Genomic DNA, 18,447 nt, shown 5'->3' with positions numbered 1-18,447 from the left:
GTCTTTCTCCTTGTTTCAAACAGGGAAAACCGAACAGAGCCGGAAGTGTTCCCGGGCGCATGAAAGGCCTGCGGCATCCTCTTGCGGCCCTCATCCCAAGGCGGCGCCTAGAAGGACACGCTGCTAGCCTGCTGCTTCCTACATTCTTTAGGTGTCCGCGCACCGACCTCACCCTTCGAAGCCCCTAATGGGGCACCTTACGGTGAGGTTCTCTTGAGTCGGCGCCAGCTTGGGCCCTTCCGAACTGCTGCTCGAATTAAGCTATTCCTGGATATCCGGCTCGGCGACCCTGGCAAGGTTCTTCAGCGACTCCTGCCAGCCGAGATAGCAAGCTTCAGGCGGAATGACGTCAGGCACGCCTGCCTGCACGATCTCAACCTCGGTACCGACCGAGACCTTCTTCAGCGTCACGGTCACTTCCATTTCCCCCGGCAGGTTAGGGTCGTCGAACTTGTCGGTGTAGCGAACGCGTTGGCCTGGGACGAGTTCGCGGAACTCGCCGCCGAAAGCATGGCTGTTGCCGGTCGTGAAGTTGCGAAAAGACATTCTGAACGTGCCGCCAACGGTCGGCTCAAGGTGGTGTACGGTGCAGAGGAAGCCGTTCGGCGGAAGCCACTTGGCAAGCGCGTCCGCTTCGATGAATGCGCGATAAATCTTCTCGGGGGTGGTCGCCAGAACGCGGTGCAGGCGTATGGTGTTCGGCATCTTCGTGATCCTTTTAAATGGACGGAATGGACGAGCTAAGGACGGATAAGGTCTGGCCGATCCGACACGGGATCGATCTTTTCTTCAAGAAAAATCGATCGAGCCGGATCACCAGTCAGCCCGGCGCCTTGACCTTGGTCAGTAGCCCCGGCGCATGGCAGAGCGCCAGCGGCTTTCCCGCTGCAAGCGTCTCCTCGATCAGCGAGCCCAAATACCATCTGTGAGATTTGAAGCTAAGATGTATGAAGAGAAGATCTGACGCGTGTAGATCAATGATGGGGCGTAAGCCCACCGAAGGACTTCGACAGTGAGCAAGCCGAATTATCGGGACATCGCCCGCCATGCCGGCGTGGGAACTGCAACGGTCGAACGGGTGCTGAATGGGCGTGGAGGTGTTCGTCCCGAACTTGTGGAGAAGGTCATATCCGCCGCACGTCGCTTGGACTACCCGCGCAAGCTTCCCGAGACCCATCGCGGCCTCCTCAGGATAGAAGTGCTGATGGTTCGTCCCGAGACCAGCTTCTACCGTCGCCTTTCCCATGCTTTCGAGAGAATTGCGGCAACGCTCGACCCTTTGGTCGTCGTGCATCGCAGCTTCACCGACGAGATGAACGCCGAGGGGATTGCGCGACGCATCCTGTCTACCGACCTTTCACGGGCCGGGCTGATCCTGGCAGTGCCGAGCAGCCCTGTAATCAGTGCGGCGGTGGAACAGGTCAATGCGCAAGGCCTGCCGGTCGTCCACGTCGTCACCCGCGCGTCCGAGCGCGTCGGAGAATTCATCGGCATCGACAACAATGCCGCCGGTCGGACGGCCGCGCTCTATATCAGCCGAATGGCTCCGCGGGCCGGCCCTGTCGTTGCAATCTGCCACCCCATCTATCAGGTGCATCGCGATCGGATCCGCGGCTTCTCCGCTTATTTTCGTGATTATCCCGGCGCCTCCAGCTTCGAATGGCTGGGATTTGGCGGCGATGAGGAGCGTCTCAGCGCCGATCTCCTGTGGTCGGCCCTGGAAATCTATCCCGGCCTTGCCGGGCTCTACAATGCCGGCGGCGCCAACTCCGCCCTGATCGAGGTGCTTCGCCGGCACCCGCGCGGCCGCGACGTGTTTTTCGTCGGGCACGAATTGACCGATTACACCCGAGCGGCCCTGCAGGACGGCATCATGGATGTGGTGCTGGATCAGGCGCCGGAGGCGCAGGCGCGGCGGGCGCTCGATGTCGTTCTGAATAGAATCGGCTTGACCGATATCAAACCGGACCAGGCGCCGATCCGTTTCATCACCATCACCAAGGAAGGGCTTTGATCTAATCAGATCAAGGAAGGCTTCGGCATTCACCAGCACCCCTGCTAATTTCGCGTCAGCAGAGATAGGTGGGCGACGCGGAAACATCCGGCGCGCCGCAAGGAGATGCCAATGGATGATCTGAAATTCGGCAAACGCAACAAGCGCGGCGACTGGGCGCCGGACCGGCCGGCCGAGACCGCGCCGCTTTTCGCCTTTCCGCCGCGGCTGACGGCGGTCCTGAAATGGCTGCCGCACTACTTCCTTCCCTGGAACCTCATTTTTGCGGTCTCTGCGCTCGCCTATTGGGCTTGGGTCATTCCCCCGGTCGACATGATGCAGACGCTGAGCCTTGGCTGGATCGCATGGCTCTATGCGGTGAACGCCATCGCGGTCTTCCTGTTCTACGGCGCCTTCGAATTGCATCTCTACGTGTTGAAGCGGCAGCAAAACCGCTTCAAGTACAATGGCAAGTTCCCGGCCGACCAGAGGAACAACGCCTTCTGGTTCGAACGCCAGAACCTCGACAATATTCTTCGCACCTTCCTGTCAGGCGTGACGATCTGGACGGCCGTCGAGGTCGGGATGCTCTGGGCCTATGCCAATGGCTACGCGCCGTGGCTGAGCTTTGCCGAAAATCCATGGACGCTGGCACTTGTCGCACTCGTGGTGCCGATCATTCATGAGTTCCACTTCTTCTGCATACACCGGCTGATCCATACGCCTTTCCTCTACAAATGGGTGCACTCGGTCCACCACAATTCGGTGAACCCTTCGCCCTGGTCGTCGCTGTCGATGCACCCGATCGAGCACCTGCTCTATTTCGGCACCGCGTTCTACCATCTGTTCCTGCCCTCCAACCCGATCATCATGCTCTATCAGCTGCATTATGCGGGTTTTGGGGCAATTCCCGGCCATGTCGGCTTCGACAAGGTCGAGATCGGCAAGGAGAGGCTGGTCGATAGCCACGCCTATGCGCATTACCTCCATCACAAATATTTCGAGGTGAACTACGGCGACGCCCTGATCCCGCTCGATAGGTGGTTCGGCACCTGGCACGACGGCTCCCCCGAAGGCGAGGCTCAGATGCAGGAACGCTATCGCAGGCGGAAGGAAAAATTGGCGGTCCGCAAGGCTCGCCTGGAAGTCGGTGGGGCCGCCGAATGACCTGGGTTTCAGCTGGCAAACTCGACCAGATCGAACAGGAAGGGGCCATCCGCTTCGACCATGGCGGCCGCACCTACGCGATCTACCGTGGTCCGGATGACAGCGTCTACTGCACCGCCGGGCTCTGCACCCACGAAGCGATCCATCTCGCCGACGGATTGGTCATGGATTTCGAGGTGGAATGTCCGAAGCATTCGGGCGCCTTCGACTATCGCACCGGCGAGGCATTGCGACTTCCCGCCTGCGAGAACCTGAAAACCTATCCGGCAGAGGTGATCGACGGAGAAGTTCGCCTGGCCCTCGGCTAAAGATGTCGCCCGGAAATTTGAAGCGGTCCCGGAATAAAGACATGCATAAAAATCAAGGCCTAAAGCGTGTCGCATGAATCAAAATCTGATGCGACCGATCCTCCCCGGCCGGCGTCTCCTCCTCACGAGCGCCGGCCGCCCTTTCCACGGAGAAAACATGGACGGTATCGTCATTATCGGTGCGGGCGAATCCGGCACCCGGGCAGCCTTTGCCCTGCGCGAAGCAGGCTATTGCGGATCCATCACGCTGGTCGGAGCCGAGCCACACCTGCCCTATGAACGGCCTCCCTTGTCGAAGACCATCAACGGCGCGCAGATGAAGCTGATTTGCGCGGCTGACGCACTGGAGGCGGCCGGCATCACCTATCTCAAGGGCCTGTCGGCTTCGACGATCAATACCGCCGCCGGAGCGGTTGGCTTGAGCGACGGGCGGGTGCTGCGTTACGAAAAGCTGCTTCTGGCCACCGGCGCGCGGCCGAGACGGCTCACATGTCCCGGTGCAGCGCGGGCACTCGACTTCCGTACCCACGCCGACGCCGAAGCGATATTCTCCGGGATTGCGCCGGGCCAGAGCGTGGCGATCATCGGCGCCGGTTTGATCGGGATGGAACTCGCATCGGTCCTCCGCGGAAAGGACGTTGCCGTCAGCGTGATCGAAGCGGCACTGAGACCTCTGGGCCGCGCCGTCCCCGCCCGTTTTGCCGAAAAGCTGCACACCAGACACGCTGCCGAAGGTGTGCGCTTTCACCTCGACCGGGGCGTGGCGGCGATCAGCGACGACGGCGTCACGCTGACCGATGGCAGCGTGGTGCACGCCGATCTTATCGTCGGCGCCATCGGAGTCCTGCCTGACATCGCTTTGGCGGAAGCATCGGGACTGGCCACAGGCAACGGGGTCCTGACGGATAACTGCCTTCGCACCAGCGCGCCGAACATTTTCGCGGCAGGCGATTGCGCGGCGGTGGCCCAGCCCGGCGGAGGATATATCCGCTATGAAAGCTGGCGGAACGCCAGGACGCAGGCCGAAACCGCGGCACGAAACATGGTCGGAGCCGCCGAGACCTTTAACACCCTCCCCTGGTTCTGGTCCGACCAGTATGATCTTGGCCTCCAGGTGGCGGGACTGCCGCAGCCCACCCATCAGATCGTCCTGCGTCCGGCCACGGAGGGCGAGCTCGAATTCTATCTCGACGATGGCCGCCTTGTGGCAGCGGCGGGCCTTGGCGTCGGCAATGGCCTGGCCAGGGACATCAAGCTCGCCGAGATGCTGATTGCCACAGATATCAGCCCGGAGCCTGGGGACCTCGCCAACCCAGCTGTTAACCTCAAGACCCTTTTGAAAAGCGCACGGGCGGCGTGATGCAGAAGCTGTTGGTCTTCCAATCGCTCTGGGCCATGGAGCGCCGGCACACCGATGGGTTCGAGCGCACACTCGACGACAACATCGCGATGATCTCCAAAGCGGGCTTTGACGGCATCAGCGCGCATTACACCAACCGCCGGGATGTCGTTCGCCTCAACGAGGCCATCAGGGGCACCGGCTTGAAAATCGAGGGGATCTGCTTCCCTCGCTGCGTCGAGGATCTATGTCTGCCACTGGAACTTGCCTCGGAGTTTCCGGTCAGTCACATCAACCTGCAACCCGATATCCGCCCGCGCCACATCGATGCCTGCCTGCCGCTTCTCGATGGCTGGATGCGGCTCGCTGAAGATGCCGGCATTCCCGTGTTCATCGAAACGCATCGCGACAGGATGACCGCGGACCTGTTCTTTACGCTGGATCTGCTAGATCGACGTCCCGAACTGCCGCTGCTGGCCGACCTTTCGCATTTCCTGGTCAGCCGCGAATTCGCCTTTCCAGTCGATGAGGAGAACCACGCTCTCATCCGACGCATCCTGCAGAACGCCCATGCATTTCACGGCCGGGTCGCCTCGAGCGAGCAGGTGCAGATCGAAATCTCCTTCCCGCATCACCGGCCCTGGGTCGATCTCTTCCTCGACTGGTGGGAATACGGCTTTCGCAACTGGCGATCACGCGCCGCCGATGACGCCGTGCTTGTGTTTACCTGCGAGCTGGGTCCCAAACCCTATGCAATCACCGGCAGAGACGGCAACGATTCGACGGACAGATGGGCGGAGGCCCGGGCGCTTCGGCGGATGGTGCACGAGTTGTGGGCCGCCACCGCCTGAACGAACGAACAGCCGAAACATCGATCCCTTCCTCTCGCCGCGCCCTCCTTGTAGCCACGTCCCAATGGTGGCGATCTGTCTGACAGATCAGTGCCGCGCATCCACACAACATCAACAGGTTGAGTGGAGGTTTGGGGATTGTTAATCAGAAATGCCTAATGTAAATCTTAACGAGCACAAGTTCTGCGAGAGTGGAGTTGCCATAATATTTGGCTGGGACATTGACTAAGGAGAGCCTCGGAGATGCGGAAAATTGCGGCCCGCTCGGCCCTCGGAAGAACAGAGGCAAGAGCTTCGAGTTCGATCGACCGGCTTTTGTTCTTTGACCGCGATTTCAATCCCGTCGAGAATTTCCTGGGCAATGAGCTGCCTGCTTCCGTAAAATCGGCAGCATCGCTCTGGGAGCATTTTCCAGAGCTGGACAAATCGGCGATAGCGCTCGCCTTGCACTCACTGGATGAGAGTGCCCCGCCTTTGCGAATATCGGGCGATCTCGGCAGGCCCGGGTGGCACGGGCTTACAATTTATCGGATCGGCGATCTGTTTGCCGTGGTTCGGTCCGAGGAGCTTGTTGACGATGAGCGCGCAACCCTCTTGCATCTGGCAACCCACGATCCGCTGACGGGGCTGCCGAACCGGCGCCAATTCGGCGAGGACCTCACGGAATTGCTGCAGGAGACCGCAGGTTCGAACGAGACTCTGTCGCTGATGCAGCTCGACCTGGACGATTTCAAACCCGTGAACGACACGCTCGGGCATCCGGCTGGCGACAAGGTTCTCCAACTTGCTGCGAGGCGTATTCAAGACTGCCTGACCGGTGATGACAGAGCCTATCGACTGGCTGGTGACGAATTCACCGTGATTTCCATGGGCGCGGGACATCCGGCCAAAGCGCAGCGGCTGGCAGAAGTTTTGGTTGCCGCATTCAAAAAGCCCTTCACGGTCGATGGCATCGCAGTCTTTGTCGGTACCAGCATCGGCATTTCTACCGCGCCGCCGGACGGGACAAGTCCTGAACAGCTTATGAAGGCGTCCGACCTCGCCCTCTACGCCGCGAAGAAAGAAGGCCGCGGCAGGGCAAATGCCTTCGATCCCTCGATGCTTGAATTGCTGGAGCAACGCGAATTGCTGCGCCGCAGCCTGCGCATGGCTTTGGTCCAACAGCAATTCTTCGTCGAGTATCAACCTTTGGCCGAAGGCGACCGCATTGTCGGCTTCGAAGCATTGCTGAGATGGCACCACCCGCTGCTTGGCAGAATTCCGCCAGCAGCATTCATTCCGATGGCCGAGGCCGACGGAATGATGCCTGACATCGGCGCATGGGTTTTGGAGCAGGCATGCCGTGAGGCGGTGAAGTGGCCTGAGAATTACATCGTCGCCGTCAATGTGTCGGCGGCGGAATTCCTGACAAGCGGCCTCACGGATCGGATTTCGCAGACGCTGGACCTTGTGGGACTTCCGCCCGAGCGTCTGGAGCTGGAGATCACCGAAAGCGTGCTGCTCGAGCGGACCGTCAATAACATCGATACCTTGAATACTCTCAATGTACTCGGGATACGAATCTCGCTTGACGATTTCGGGACCGAATATTCTTCCCTGAGCTATCTGAAGACATTCCCTTTCGACACGATCAAAATCGACAAATATTTCATCACCGATCTGGAAGGCGATCCGAAAAGCCAGACGATCGTTCGCTGTATTGTCGACCTCGCACATGGACTCGACATGCAGGTGACAGCCGAAGGGGTCGAGACGCCGGCTCAGGCGGAATGGCTGCAGAGCGTCGGCTGCGACAGGCTGCAAGGCTATCTGGTCAGCAGGCCGCTTCCGGTTGAGGCAATCCGAGACTTCATCGCCCGGGCTGAAACATCCGTAAGCCGGGCGCTACCATGCGAATAACGATTTTCGCTGTTTTTAGAGGGCACACATCAACCCGACGCTCCAGGGCAAACGAATGGAGACTGTATTGGAAGAGCAAACATCTTGCTTCGACGACCATGCATTGGCGCCGATGATATCGTTGGAACTGAACGTTGCAATGTTCAAATCTCAGTGGCAGTTTTGCGATAGGATTACCGAATACCTCTCGGAAATTCTCGGCCAAGGTCACAGCGATCCCGCTCGATATTCGAATTTTCTTTCCGTTGCGGCCAACGAGCTGATTGAAATTGCGTTCCGTTCGACGGATGAGCCGGGAAGGATAAGTTTCAGTCTCTATCGGAGCGCGACCTTCAACCGGCTGAGAATTGCGTTTGCCTGCGAGGAAGCATTTGGCTGGCAGAGCACGAGTGCGAGATCAAGCGAACGACAGTCGCTCCTGGGCGCCGGATCCGACTTGGTCTTGAAGTCCGACGGGACGATTTTGCTCCGAAATTTGGCAACCCTATTCCGGGCCGCTATCCGAATTGAGAAAAACGGTGCGCAGGGGATTCAAATCATTGCGGATTTCCCCTCGGCCGAGGACTTCCAATGAACCTGCTTGCCCTACCCTTCACCGTCCGTTTTGATCCGACAAATCAGGAGCTGTTGCTGTCTGGCAAAATGCGGCCCGAAAGTGCAACCGAGATTGCCGATGCCCTCAAGCTGGTGCGGCAAACTTTGGAAAAATACAGCGGCGTCGTTTACCTTAACGTCAAACGCCTGACGCACATCAACATGACGGCTTTCTCAGCCCTGTCCGATATACTGGCGGCAAGCTGCCGGACCAGGCCGGAACGGAAGATCGTCATCATTACATCCAGCGTGGTGGCCTGGTCGACCTCGCTGTTCGAGACTTTGGTGGCATCACAACCGAACTTATCGGTTGAAGTCTACGATTCGGCGTTTTATCCGGGCCAGAGTTTCGTCGAGGATGAGACCTTCATTCCCATTCTCCGCACCCAGACGAAAATGACATGGAGGCACGAGCGCGAACTGCTGCCGCGCCACGGTTTGCGCAGTGGCGTTGCCGTCGCCGATATCTGTTGCGGCATCGGTGATTTCGCGGCCTTGCTTCAACGGGAATTCAAACCGGCACGCCTTGTCGCACTGGATCATTCGGTGCGCAGCCTCGAATATGCTCGCAGGGTCGCTGCCGATTTCGATCTGCGAGGCATCGAGTATACCTATGGTGACGCTTCCCAAATGCTGCTTCGGGACAATCAATTCGACTTTGTGACCTGCCGACACTCGCTGCAGATTTTCAACCGTCCCGAAATGCTGCTGCGAGAGCTTTACCGCATCTGCAAGCCCGGCGGCCGTGTCTACATCACCAACGAAAAAAATTCGCATTGTCTGGGCGAGCCCCATGCAGAAACGATAAAATGGACTTACGAGGAAGTCGCCAAACTGTTCAGGCACTTCGACATGGATGTCGAGATGGGGCCGAAAAGCCGCCATCTCCTTGCCGACGCGGGGTTCGATAGCATCAAGGTCGATTGCTTCATGGTGACGAACCTCGACGGGGATCCGCAGGACTTCGCTGATATCATCGAAGCCTGGGAAAATGTCTATGCGGGTGAGATGGCCGTCCGACGCGGCGACTCAGTGGATTTTATCCGCAGGTTCCGGCAAGGATTCAAAGATCACGTCTTTGCTGCCCTTCACCCCAAAGGTTACGCAGGCTGGCCAATCTGGGCGGCTTCCGGCCGAAAGCCGCTATGATGGAGGGATCAACATCGAAAAGACCGACAAGGCTGGGCTCATTTCGGGCAAAGTTCATCCTGGTCGTCGGTGGAGCAGTCCTCTTTGACTTGCTGGTCAGCGGTGGACTGGCACTTTGGAACGTTCAGAGGCTGTCGCGTGACGCAACGCTCGAGGTCGGCCAGGGTCTTGAAGCTGCAAGCCAGGAATATATCCGCACATATGCGGACTCGACCGCAGCACAGGTAAGTTTGCTGCTGCGGCAGGTTCATAGCGACGTCAGTACGCTCGCAGGTGTGCTCCAGGCGCAGATCGACGATCCCAAACGCAATTCGGACGTCGGCACCGCTATCGCGAACACATCTCCAGGCAGCGTCAGCCTCTCTTACGATCAGCAGGGGCGGTGGTCTCAGAACGCTCCGGGCTCAGTCTCGGTCGTGAGCGTCTGGGGTTACTTACTCGGACAAGACCAGAAGCCGAGACCCGACGTTGAGAACGATATTCAGACGAGCGCGGTTCTCGATCTTGTTGCGCCGAGCCTGCTGCAGCACGGTGCTTCGAAGCTGCAGATGTATTACATCGGATCGAAAGAACGACCGATCTTCAGGACCGCGCCTTATACCGACCAGGCCCAGACTTTCGATCGGCTTTATCCCGGTCACAACGAGGCCAATTTCTGGGACTTCTTTTTTCCCGGACTTTATGAATCCTGGCAGGGCTGGGCCAAGGATGGCAAAACGCGACCGGTCGCCGACGACATAACCCAGACAGCTCCCTATACGGACGCCATTACCGGCAAGCTGATCGTCAGTTTTTTTCATCCGCTATGGACAGCCGACAGGAAGGATGTCGCCGGGACGGCCGGCGCCGATATCACACTCGACCAGCTCGCGCAGACGGTTGAAAATGTCAAAGTGGCCCAATCCGGCTTTGGATTCCTCGCAATGTCCGACGGCAACGTCGTGGCAATCAACAGCACAGGCGAAAAAACCCTCGGTCTGCGTGCCGCCAGCGATGCGAGCGGAACCGGCGTGACCGGCCTGGAGCGCTCCCTGAAGGGAAGCTCCCAGCCTGCGATCGCAAAACTGGCCCTTGACCGCGAACAGGGCATCCAACATCTGCTGTTGCAGCGGGATGGCAGCGAGGTCCCGTATATCGTCATCGTCAAGAAACTGCCTGCGACCAATCTCTGGTCCAGTGGCCCGGTCCGGCAGGAGGCGATGTTGCTTGGAGTGGTTGTGCCGGAGCGAGAAATCGATGCCTCGCTCTATGCGGCCCAGGCCAAAATTTCCGACGCGACGAACCGGATCGTGTTCTACCAAATTCTGGCGATCCTGATGTCGCTGCTGATCGTGACGATTGCGGTCTTTGCGGCATCGAAACGGATAACCGGCGGCATCAGTGCACTGGCCAATGCCGCCAAACGGATTCAGGCGAAGGATTATTCGGTCCGGGTAGCGATCAGAAGCAAGGATGAGGTCGGCGAAGCCGGCGAAGCATTCAATCGGATGGCCGAAGAAATCAGCTATCACACCGAAAATCTCGAGCAGCTCGTCGAAGAGCGAACCGCGCAGATCGAAGATGCAAAGGAAGAGATTTCGACGCTGAACGCGCAGCTCCAGCGGGAAAATCGCCGCCTCGGAACCGAGCTCGCCGTCGCCGAGAGGATCCAGCTCATGGTGCTTCCGCTGCATCAGGAGCTCGAGGAGTTTCAGGCGCTGGAGATCGCAGCGTATATGAGACCGGCGGAAGAAGTCGGCGGCGATTACTACGACGTCTTGAAGAACGGAAGCCGGTTGAAGATCGGCATCGGCGACGTCACCGGCCACGGGCTGGAAAGCGGCGTGTTGATGTTGATGGTTCAGTCCGTCGCCCGCGCCCTGCAGGAAGCCGGAAACACCGATGCGGTGAAATTTCTCACCAACCTGAACAGCGCCCTATTTAAAAATATAGTCAGGACCAAAATCGATAAGCACCTCACTTTGGCGTTTCTTGACTACGACGGAAAAGAGATGATCCTGTCGGGGCAACACGAGGAAGTTGTCGTCGTGCGGGCAAACGGCGAGGTTGAGCGCATAGACACCATGGATCTGGGTATTCCGATCGGGCTCGAAGCCGATATTTCCGCCTTCATCAAAACCCGTGAAATAGCCTTCGAAAAAGGCGACCTCATCCTCCTGCATACGGACGGGGTAACGGAAGCCGAAAACGACGCCGGAGAACTGTTTGGCATGGACCGCCTGTGCTGCGAAGCAGTTCGCTTGAAGGATCTGAGCGCTGAGAAAGTCGTTTCCGAAATCGTCGCGACACTCATGCTCTTTATCGGATCGCAGAAGATTTACGACGACATCACGCTACTCGCAGTGCGGCATAGGTGAGACATGAGGCCAACGGTATACGGCATCGAATCTTTGGCCGGCATAAGTCTGGATTCGGGCACGCGGCTGACCTTAACGGATGGCCCCCTTCAGCTTGGATGGAAGCACTCGGGAATGACGTCGGACTTCATAGCGGAAGTCATGGCTCTGCGGTATTCGAGTTCGAGGAAGGGCTACATGCAGGCCCATCATGACATCGGATACCTCAGCAACGAGTTGATCGAAAACGCCGTGAAGTTTCGACAGCCTGGTGAGATCCTTATTGAAGCCGGCATATTCGACGGGTCGTTTTTGATCAGGGTGCAGAACACGATCGATGGCGTGACATCCGCTCGCTTTCAGCAACTATTGCATCGCCTCCAATCGAGGGACCCCGGAGAACTTCTTCTTGAGCAAATCGAAACCAACGCCATATCGACAGCAAGCGGTTCGGGCTTGGGGTTACTCACCCTTCTGAGCGATTACGACGCAAAAATGGCATGGGCATTCGAAGAGAATGAAGGTGAGCGTATCATACTGACGACGACTGCAGCCGTGGCGATGCCGCCCTCCTCCAATCCGTGAGCGAAGAATGGAAATCAGTGACGAAAACTTCCGCGTATGGGCGGAACAAAACGAAGTGTATTTCGATGGGGTATTCCGACTGGCCGGCCCGGACGCCTATGCGCCCATCTACTCATTGATAACAGGCCTGCTCCACGACGGGCACAAACAGGTGACCTTCAACCTGACCGGTCTCCAGTTCCTCAATTCCTCCGGTATAAATCTCCTGGCCAAGTTGACCATTGAAGCCAGAAAAATGGGCGACCTGCTGCTCGTCGTCAAAGGCACGCACCAATATCCCTGGCAAGCGAAGTCTCTGCCGAATCTCAAGAAATTGCATCCGCTTCTCGACTTGCGGTTGGCGTGAGTTGAAGAGCCTCTTCGGCTCTGCTCCTTGGGACCGCCCTCTCGCCAAACTTCGCCGGCCTAAGCACTCGGATGCTTCGCGAGCCCGCCGCACTGAATGAGGCCGGAAAACTCTAGCTTCCGGCGGTCCAAGGTTTGGGGCACCAAACTCGCCGAGGCTCCAATCGCCGGATGAAAGTTCAGTGACAGGTCACGCCCCAAATAGGCGGCTCACTCGCGTGACGCCGGTAACCGGTGCTCCGCTCCGACGTTGTCCTCGCCGCCCAATCTGTGATCGCCTTTCCATGGACGAGCAACGGGAGTTTTTCCATGGAACTGCATGCCGCATAGCCGGCACGATCCCTCACCCAACCGGATGATTGCAATCACTGGTCCGGACTATACTTTAGAGCAAGTTTTCGGCGACTCCACCCGATGATGTCGCCGATTGGGGCTCAATCTTCGCGACGAACTCTTTTTTAAAGAGCATGCCCGAGCAAGCAGATGTGGCTGATGTAAAGGAACGTTCATGGCTGTCAGCCTTGATCGGTCCTCAGGCTCATCGAACGATGTTCCAGGGGTAACGACATGCGCAAGCCAATAGCAGTCGGCCTGGCCTTGATCGCCATGTACTTTCTCGGCGGCATGAGCGCGAGACATGAGATCTTTCCTTGGCCAGAATTTTCCGCGCTGAGGAAAATGGTTGAGGCGGAGAAGGCGGCGGCTCCAAGCCGTTATACTTTCGACAACAAGGAACGACTGATCGGGGATGAATCAAAAACACCTGTGCCCTGCCCGACTCAAACTGATCGAACGGCTGTCTTACTGCTTCTTGGCCAATCGAACGCGGCCAACGACGGTGGACAACGGCATCGGTCAAATTATGGCGCTCGCGTTGTAAACGCCTTTGACAAACGGTGCTTCATCGCGGCGTCGCCACTTCTTGGATCGACCGATACCAAGGGAGAGTACTGGACGCTTCTCGGGAACGAATTGATCGCATCAGGACAAAATGACAGCGTCATCCTCGCACCGCTCGCATACTCCGGATCTGAGGTCGCACGATGGGCGGCAGGCGGTGACCTCAATCCTGTGCTGGTCGAGACAATGAAACAGCTTCAGGATTCCGGCTATCGGATAACAAGCGTCCTCTGGGTGCAAGGAGAGAAGGACCTCGTTATGGGCACCACTGCGGAGGCCTATCGGGATTATTTCCTGTCGATGGTCGACACATTGCGTCAGCACGGCGTCGAAGCACCCGTTTACATTTCGATCGCATCGAAATGCCTCGAACCGAGCAACGGCGGCTTCAAGGAGCATATTGCAGACAATGCGATCGTACGGGCGCAACTGGCCTTGTTAAAAAGCGGCCGTGGTATCCGAGAGGGCGCAAATTCTGACGCGTTGCTCGATGGGGATGACCGCTACGATGATTGCCATATCGGGGGCACAGGCGCGGAGAAAGTGTCGCGGGCCTGGCTGGACCTTCTGCGCGGCGATCGCCGCCTGGAAAGCTCGCGATAGTCTTCCCCGAACCGTTTTCGCGCCTTGGCGAGCTTCGGCTCAAGTCACCGACGAGGCCGAGGCCTACCTTGGCCAGTGGGTCCCATAGGACCATAGCCGGGGCTCTGCATCAGACCTCGGGCCGATGCGCAATGCGCGATCACCGTCTAATCTTTGGTATCTGCTCACGTCGTGCACCGGCACGGCTCTTGATATTCTGACTCGGAGAAGAACGATGCGGATAGCAACCATAGCGTCCCTGGCCGTGCTGTCGCTGGCGCTGGCAGCAAGCCCGGTAACGATTGCCGGGCTCAGCATGGTCGCACTGGCAAAGGACGGTGGAAACGGCGGTGGAAATGGAGGAGGCAATGGGGGCGGTCACGGCGGCGGCAATGGAAACAGCGGCAACCAGGGCAGCGGCAACCGGGGCAGCGGTTCGACCCATGGCAACTCCAACTCTCAAGGCGTGAGAGGCAAATCCGGCGAGGCGGCGGGCAAGTCCAAGTCCGCCAAAGCAGACGAGGCTAAAATCGGCACGAGAGAAAAGAACCTGTCGGCGCAGCTTGCGGGCCTCAACTCCTTGAAGCGAAATTATAGGGCATTGATGCATACGTCGGACCCACGCATGACGGCCATTTCGGCCTATGCCGTGGCTTATGCTCAGTATGAACTCGACAATGGAATCGAACCCGCGACCGATGACCCTTTGTTGGGGGATGAGGCGCTTGAGGATGCATTGGCTTCGGCAACGAAAACCGGTCACGTCAGCCCAGCGGTCCTGGCCGAAGCCAAAGACATTCTCGGCGTGGGCGAAGCGAATGGAAAGATCGATCAAATCCGCACCTCGCTTGAGAACGCCGCTCCTGCGACGCTCGATCAATAGCCGCCAGTGAGGTGCAGGCGGAGCGAAGCGCCCAGTGGTCGTGCTTCGCACTAAACTACGAGAGCATTTCCGTCTTTGTCAAAGTAGCGGAAATGCTCTATTTTTTTGAGCAATTTCGGGTGCAGACATGCTGATCGAGCCGGCAGCCCTTTGCATGTTCAATTCGCACTAATTTTTAGATGATTGGTACGAAATGAACATGCAAGGGGTATCTGGGATGTCGATCTTGCTAAGAAGTTTGGGGCTACTGGTCGGAGTAACTTTAGCGGTGCCAGCCTTTGGCAATTGCTTGACCGCCAACGAGACCAAACAGGGCGTGCTGCTGACGAGAGAAGTGCCTTTCTTTTCCGTATTCTACAAGCCGGACGGTTCGGGTCTCTCCGAACAGAAGCTGGTGGAGCGTAACCATTCACTGCAGCCGGTGACGGCTGTCTATTTGCACCCCTTGCTCGTCGAAAAGAGAGTTGGTCCCAACGGGACGCATGAGCTGAAATACACGAATGCGATTGCGTTGGACGATCTGCCACAGAAGAAGACCTGGCAATCCGACACTACGCTTTTCCTCAATGGCAAAAAATCCGTTTCGGGCACTACTTTTATTCGGTTCGACGGCTTGGGAGAGGAAACGATTGCATCTTGTTCCTACAAAGTTTGGGCCATCAACAGCCGTCTGGAACTGACGGGATTGCCTCCGATTATTTTCGAACAATACTATTCCCGCGAGCTTCATCTCGTTCTTCGTTCGGTAAGGCTAGGCCCCTCCAACCAGCCGTTGAGCGAGGTTCGATTTGATCGGTTCCAAATTGGCTGGGGCAACTAGGCGGACGTCCCTCTATCATCCCAGAAAACCCGTTCTCTAAGGGCTTCTAAAGGTGTAGCGCGACTGGACAAAGACCGCTGAAGGTGCCTCTGAGACTCAGAGTCTAGCCCCTTGGACAGACTGACCTGCCGCAGAGGAATTCGAGCGCCTTCTGGAGCAAAGCACACGTTCCTTCTTGATGCCCCTGTTTAACGCATTATTCCCTCAATGTCGCAGCCGAAGGAACCTCTCAGCCGAGGCCTTCTCCAATCCCGCATTCACGCCAGAGTTACTGTACGCTGCAAATCTACGATGTTGCCTCATCAATCACACGCCCCATGGCATATGACGGCTGGTAACCTGGCAACACATTGCCAGTGGGTCTGATGGAACGCATCAACGCGTCTCGGGACTTGCCTACGATTACACCTGCTTTTCGCAAGCCAAAAACGTAAGGACCCACGTCAGCAGGCAGTGAATTGAGCGACAATCCCAACTCTTTATCGGAAAGATGGGCGACAGATGCTGCCAGTTCAGCGACCTTCCTTTCCATCGCCGCGTATTCCTTCGTCAGGAGGAGTACGATGTTGTCAAAATCGCTCCAAAACTCTTCCGGCAAATCACGACGAATCGCGGCCATGTCGTCCCCGGCGGCCATTGCTTCCCACATTGCCAATGGCGTGCAGCGTGAGATCAATGCATGGATACGACGGTACTCGGAGCCTTTGAGTTTGAGGCGCAAGCCATTTGTGAATCTAACCACAAATCCCTCGTTGTCGCGTGGGAGCGTTGCAGTATGGAGCATCATGTCCGGCATATTCCCGAACTGATGGCGTTCGGCCGCACGCCATCCCAACGCTTGGCTGGTCGTTCGAACCTCGTCGTAGGTTACTTCAAGACCTGAAGCGTGGTAGGCCGCCAACATCACCATGGCAGGCTCCGCATATCGCACGACAATTCTGTTTTCCGGATATACCGCCTCGAACAGATATGTCGTATCCGGCGACAGACCGGAGAGATCGTGGGCATCCAAGCGTGCTTGAGCCCATAGGGCCTGTTCGGAGTCGAACGCGCCTTTGGTGGCTGCGTGCCAACGGCCAGCATCATTGAACACGATTATCAGACTACCATCGAGCTTTTCGAATGCCTCAAACGGCAGATCGGGTACTTCGCCATGCCGCTCGCCGACATTGAAAAACTTCGGAAACGGCGTGGCAACGACCCGGCCAGCGCCCTCGTCCACAATGAGACCGCGAGCGATCAGCGAAAACTGATCCCAACCATCCTCATATACGCACCGGGGCGTATAGATGTAGAGCTGCAAAGTATTGGTTGCGTTCGGACGGCGATGGACATGGCCTAGCCCTTGGGCTCGCTTCAAGCCAGCGATAAGGTCGGGAAACGGGATTTGGCGTGCAGGGTGTATCGAGTCGTTCATCTTTTCACAGTGCCCTCTTTTATCGCCTTCAGAATTAATTCTGGCTAAATTTATCAATTGTTCAGCCGTTCCACGCCGTCAGATGCGATTTACTAATAGATTTGATTGTCCGCTCTGATGGATGCAACGCCTATTGGGTTCGGACCCAGCACAGCCTTTGCCAATGATTTCGCTGCTGGCGTTCGCGATCCCCGCGTCGAAGCGTGAAACCGATTCGAGATAGCGGTACGATCAATCATGCTCAAAGAATTTATTCTCGCGGCATTATCTAGGTTGCCACAAGGTGTGATTGGGGCACCGCTTACCACGCTCATGCGGACTCGGCAGGCCGATCGAAATGGTCAGATGCTCCCCGGCATTTCAGTTCCCCTCGCTCTGTTATTCCAGCAGCGAATTGGCCTGCCCCTCGGGGCGGGCCGCTTTGAGAGCCTCACTTGGGGTGCTCCGTAGGGGCTTAGAAGGATTAGCCGCCGGAACCGGAGTCAGTCGTCACGTGCGCCCTCACCGCCCATGAGCTGGTATCGTGATCGGGGTGCTGGTTGTTGCTCTGCTTGATGGCCGCGGCCCAGTCGGCGCCGTTGCTTTCGGTCGCGCCGGTATTTTCTATGTCGGTGATCGTATCGAACCATGCCACAATGTTCTCGGTGCAAGTATTGGCATGCGGCGGGAAGAGGTTTGGGTCGTCGAGCGAGCCGATCATCAGGTTGGTGCGGCCGTTTTCGAGGTGGTGGAAAAACAAGGGCGTGCCGCAATTGGCGCAGAAGCCGCGCTCGACAAGCTCCGAGCTCTTCCAGATGCTTGGCTTGCCGCGTGTCCAGGCGAGCGCATCATCGGGCGCGGCGACCAGCGCAGCAAAGAGGTTGCCCGAGGCTTTCTGGCACATGCGGCAATGGCAGAGATGCGAATTGTCGAACATCGCGGTTGCGTGGTAGCGCACGGCACCGCACTGGCAGCCGCCGCTCACCTCCATCTCGATGCGCTCCATTTTTCTTCTCCTTCAAGAGGCGGGTTAGGCTTCATCTCTTTTAGGTTGTCGTTTTTTGATCGTCCAGCCTGGCAGGAGATTGCAGTTCGGCGAATGCAAGAAGCAGCGTTGTGGCGTGCTTCGAGGCTCCGCCCTCTCGGGCTGCGCACCTCAGCATGAGGAGCGGTGGAGGATGCCGCACTGTCATGGCGGGCGCAGGAGGATGTGCGCGACCTTCAAGAGAGTCTCGCATGCAGCAACATTGCCCCTTACATCCATCTGACGCCGTCGCACCCGCCTCGTCTTTCGAGGCTC

General features: G+C 57.7%; 17 protein-coding genes and 1 pseudogene. 14 read left to right on the top strand and 4 right to left on the bottom strand.

Features of this window, described 5'->3' with window-relative positions; genetic code table 11:
* Positions 1-261: 261 nt before the first annotated feature.
* Positions 262-705 carry an SRPBCC family protein gene (locus RCCGE510_RS12925; RefSeq protein WP_007630545.1) on the bottom strand — a complete coding sequence of 148 codons (444 nt, stop codon included), beginning with the start codon at positions 703-705 and terminating at the stop codon, positions 262-264.
* A gap of 121 nt (positions 706-826) precedes the next feature.
* A pseudogene (locus RCCGE510_RS34755) lies at positions 827-916 on the bottom strand (type 1 glutamine amidotransferase domain-containing protein); the annotation flags it as partial.
* 96 nt (positions 917-1,012) lie between these two features.
* Between RCCGE510_RS34755 and RCCGE510_RS12915 the strand changes: the two are divergent.
* From RCCGE510_RS12915 to RCCGE510_RS12850, 14 genes are all read left to right on the top strand, one after another.
* Entirely contained in the window at positions 1,013-2,014 is a 1,002-nt protein-coding gene (locus RCCGE510_RS12915) for a LacI family DNA-binding transcriptional regulator (RefSeq protein ID WP_007630543.1), read from the top strand.
* A 111-nt stretch (positions 2,015-2,125) separates the two neighbouring features.
* Positions 2,126-3,160, top strand: a complete 1,035-nt coding sequence (locus tag RCCGE510_RS12910) for a sterol desaturase family protein (RefSeq protein ID WP_007630542.1) — start codon at positions 2,126-2,128, stop codon at positions 3,158-3,160.
* Entirely contained in the window at positions 3,157-3,468 is a 312-nt protein-coding gene (locus RCCGE510_RS12905) for a MocE family 2Fe-2S type ferredoxin (RefSeq protein ID WP_007630541.1), read from the top strand. The genes RCCGE510_RS12910 and RCCGE510_RS12905 overlap by 4 nt, the downstream gene beginning before the upstream one ends.
* A gap of 157 nt (positions 3,469-3,625) precedes the next feature.
* On the top strand, positions 3,626-4,828 hold the full coding sequence (locus RCCGE510_RS12900; protein WP_007630540.1) for an FAD-dependent oxidoreductase: 1,203 nt from the start codon (positions 3,626-3,628) through the stop codon (positions 4,826-4,828).
* Positions 4,825-5,658 (top strand): xylose isomerase, encoded by an 834-nt coding sequence (locus tag RCCGE510_RS12895; RefSeq protein WP_037078552.1) that lies wholly within the window; start codon positions 4,825-4,827, stop codon positions 5,656-5,658. Before RCCGE510_RS12900 ends, RCCGE510_RS12895 begins: the two co-directional genes overlap by 4 nt.
* A gap of 243 nt (positions 5,659-5,901) precedes the next feature.
* Positions 5,902-7,557 (top strand): EAL domain-containing protein, encoded by a 1,656-nt coding sequence (locus tag RCCGE510_RS12890; protein WP_007630538.1) that lies wholly within the window; start codon positions 5,902-5,904, stop codon positions 7,555-7,557.
* 67 nt (positions 7,558-7,624) lie between these two features.
* Positions 7,625-8,131: a hypothetical protein gene (locus RCCGE510_RS12885; RefSeq protein ID WP_037078562.1), complete on the top strand. Its 507-nt coding sequence runs from the start codon at positions 7,625-7,627 to the stop codon at positions 8,129-8,131.
* The gene (locus RCCGE510_RS12880) at positions 8,128-9,300 is read left to right on the top strand and encodes a class I SAM-dependent methyltransferase (RefSeq protein WP_007630536.1); all 1,173 of its coding nucleotides are present in this window, start codon (positions 8,128-8,130) and stop codon (positions 9,298-9,300) included. The genes RCCGE510_RS12885 and RCCGE510_RS12880 overlap by 4 nt, the downstream gene beginning before the upstream one ends.
* Positions 9,297-11,657: a SpoIIE family protein phosphatase gene (locus tag RCCGE510_RS12875; RefSeq protein ID WP_007630532.1), complete on the top strand. Its 2,361-nt coding sequence runs from the start codon at positions 9,297-9,299 to the stop codon at positions 11,655-11,657. The genes RCCGE510_RS12880 and RCCGE510_RS12875 overlap by 4 nt, the downstream gene beginning before the upstream one ends.
* Before the next feature lie 3 nt (positions 11,658-11,660).
* Positions 11,661-12,221, top strand: coding sequence for a hypothetical protein (locus RCCGE510_RS12870; RefSeq protein WP_037078549.1), 561 nt, complete (start codon positions 11,661-11,663; stop codon positions 12,219-12,221).
* 7 nt (positions 12,222-12,228) lie between these two features.
* Entirely contained in the window at positions 12,229-12,567 is a 339-nt protein-coding gene (locus tag RCCGE510_RS12865) for a hypothetical protein (RefSeq protein WP_007630528.1), read from the top strand.
* A 566-nt stretch (positions 12,568-13,133) separates the two neighbouring features.
* Positions 13,134-14,069 carry a sialate O-acetylesterase gene (locus tag RCCGE510_RS12860; RefSeq protein WP_007630527.1) on the top strand — a complete coding sequence of 312 codons (936 nt, stop codon included), beginning with the start codon at positions 13,134-13,136 and terminating at the stop codon, positions 14,067-14,069.
* Positions 14,070-14,283: 214 nt separating this feature from the next.
* Positions 14,284-14,931 (top strand): hypothetical protein, encoded by a 648-nt coding sequence (locus RCCGE510_RS12855; protein WP_007630526.1) that lies wholly within the window; start codon positions 14,284-14,286, stop codon positions 14,929-14,931.
* A gap of 217 nt (positions 14,932-15,148) precedes the next feature.
* Complete coding sequence (locus RCCGE510_RS12850; protein ID WP_037078559.1) at positions 15,149-15,751, top strand: hypothetical protein; 603 nt, start codon at positions 15,149-15,151, stop codon at positions 15,749-15,751.
* A gap of 286 nt (positions 15,752-16,037) precedes the next feature.
* On the opposite strand, the gene RCCGE510_RS12845 is transcribed toward RCCGE510_RS12850, so the two are convergent.
* Both RCCGE510_RS12845 and RCCGE510_RS12835 read right to left on the bottom strand, forming a co-directional pair.
* Complete coding sequence (locus RCCGE510_RS12845; RefSeq protein WP_007630524.1) at positions 16,038-17,168, bottom strand: RNA ligase; 1,131 nt, start codon at positions 17,166-17,168, stop codon at positions 16,038-16,040.
* A gap of 463 nt (positions 17,169-17,631) precedes the next feature.
* Positions 17,632-18,153 carry a GFA family protein gene (locus RCCGE510_RS12835; RefSeq protein WP_007630522.1) on the bottom strand — a complete coding sequence of 174 codons (522 nt, stop codon included), beginning with the start codon at positions 18,151-18,153 and terminating at the stop codon, positions 17,632-17,634.
* Positions 18,154-18,447 lie beyond the last annotated feature (294 nt).

The organism is Rhizobium sp. CCGE 510, from assembly GCF_000292525.1.
GTDB lineage: Bacteria > Pseudomonadota > Alphaproteobacteria > Rhizobiales > Rhizobiaceae > Rhizobium.
This window is presented reverse-complemented; position numbering and strand designations above follow the sequence as displayed.

Excerpts from the sequence above, each read along its gene's own strand:
- RCCGE510_RS12865 (WP_007630528.1), top strand. The coding sequence starts at position 12,229 with ATGGAAATCAGTGACGAAAACTTCCGCGTATGGGCGGAACAAAACGAA.
- RCCGE510_RS12900 (WP_007630540.1), top strand. The coding sequence starts at position 3,626 with ATGGACGGTATCGTCATTATCGGTGCGGGCGAATCCGGCACCCGGGCA.
- RCCGE510_RS12870 (WP_037078549.1), top strand. The coding sequence starts at position 11,661 with ATGAGGCCAACGGTATACGGCATCGAATCTTTGGCCGGCATAAGTCTG.
- RCCGE510_RS12925 (WP_007630545.1), bottom strand. The coding sequence starts at position 705 with ATGCCGAACACCATACGCCTGCACCGCGTTCTGGCGACCACCCCCGAG.
- RCCGE510_RS12855 (WP_007630526.1), top strand. The coding sequence starts at position 14,284 with ATGCGGATAGCAACCATAGCGTCCCTGGCCGTGCTGTCGCTGGCGCTG.
- RCCGE510_RS12875 (WP_007630532.1), top strand. The coding sequence starts at position 9,297 with ATGATGGAGGGATCAACATCGAAAAGACCGACAAGGCTGGGCTCATTT.
- RCCGE510_RS12905 (WP_007630541.1), top strand. The coding sequence starts at position 3,157 with ATGACCTGGGTTTCAGCTGGCAAACTCGACCAGATCGAACAGGAAGGG.
- RCCGE510_RS12860 (WP_007630527.1), top strand. The coding sequence starts at position 13,134 with ATGCGCAAGCCAATAGCAGTCGGCCTGGCCTTGATCGCCATGTACTTT.
- RCCGE510_RS12835 (WP_007630522.1), bottom strand. The coding sequence starts at position 18,153 with ATGGAGCGCATCGAGATGGAGGTGAGCGGCGGCTGCCAGTGCGGTGCC.
- RCCGE510_RS12845 (WP_007630524.1), bottom strand. The coding sequence starts at position 17,168 with ATGAACGACTCGATACACCCTGCACGCCAAATCCCGTTTCCCGACCTT.
- RCCGE510_RS12890 (WP_007630538.1), top strand. The coding sequence starts at position 5,902 with ATGCGGAAAATTGCGGCCCGCTCGGCCCTCGGAAGAACAGAGGCAAGA.
- RCCGE510_RS12910 (WP_007630542.1), top strand. The coding sequence starts at position 2,126 with ATGGATGATCTGAAATTCGGCAAACGCAACAAGCGCGGCGACTGGGCG.
- RCCGE510_RS12880 (WP_007630536.1), top strand. The coding sequence starts at position 8,128 with ATGAACCTGCTTGCCCTACCCTTCACCGTCCGTTTTGATCCGACAAAT.
- RCCGE510_RS12850 (WP_037078559.1), top strand. The coding sequence starts at position 15,149 with ATGTCGATCTTGCTAAGAAGTTTGGGGCTACTGGTCGGAGTAACTTTA.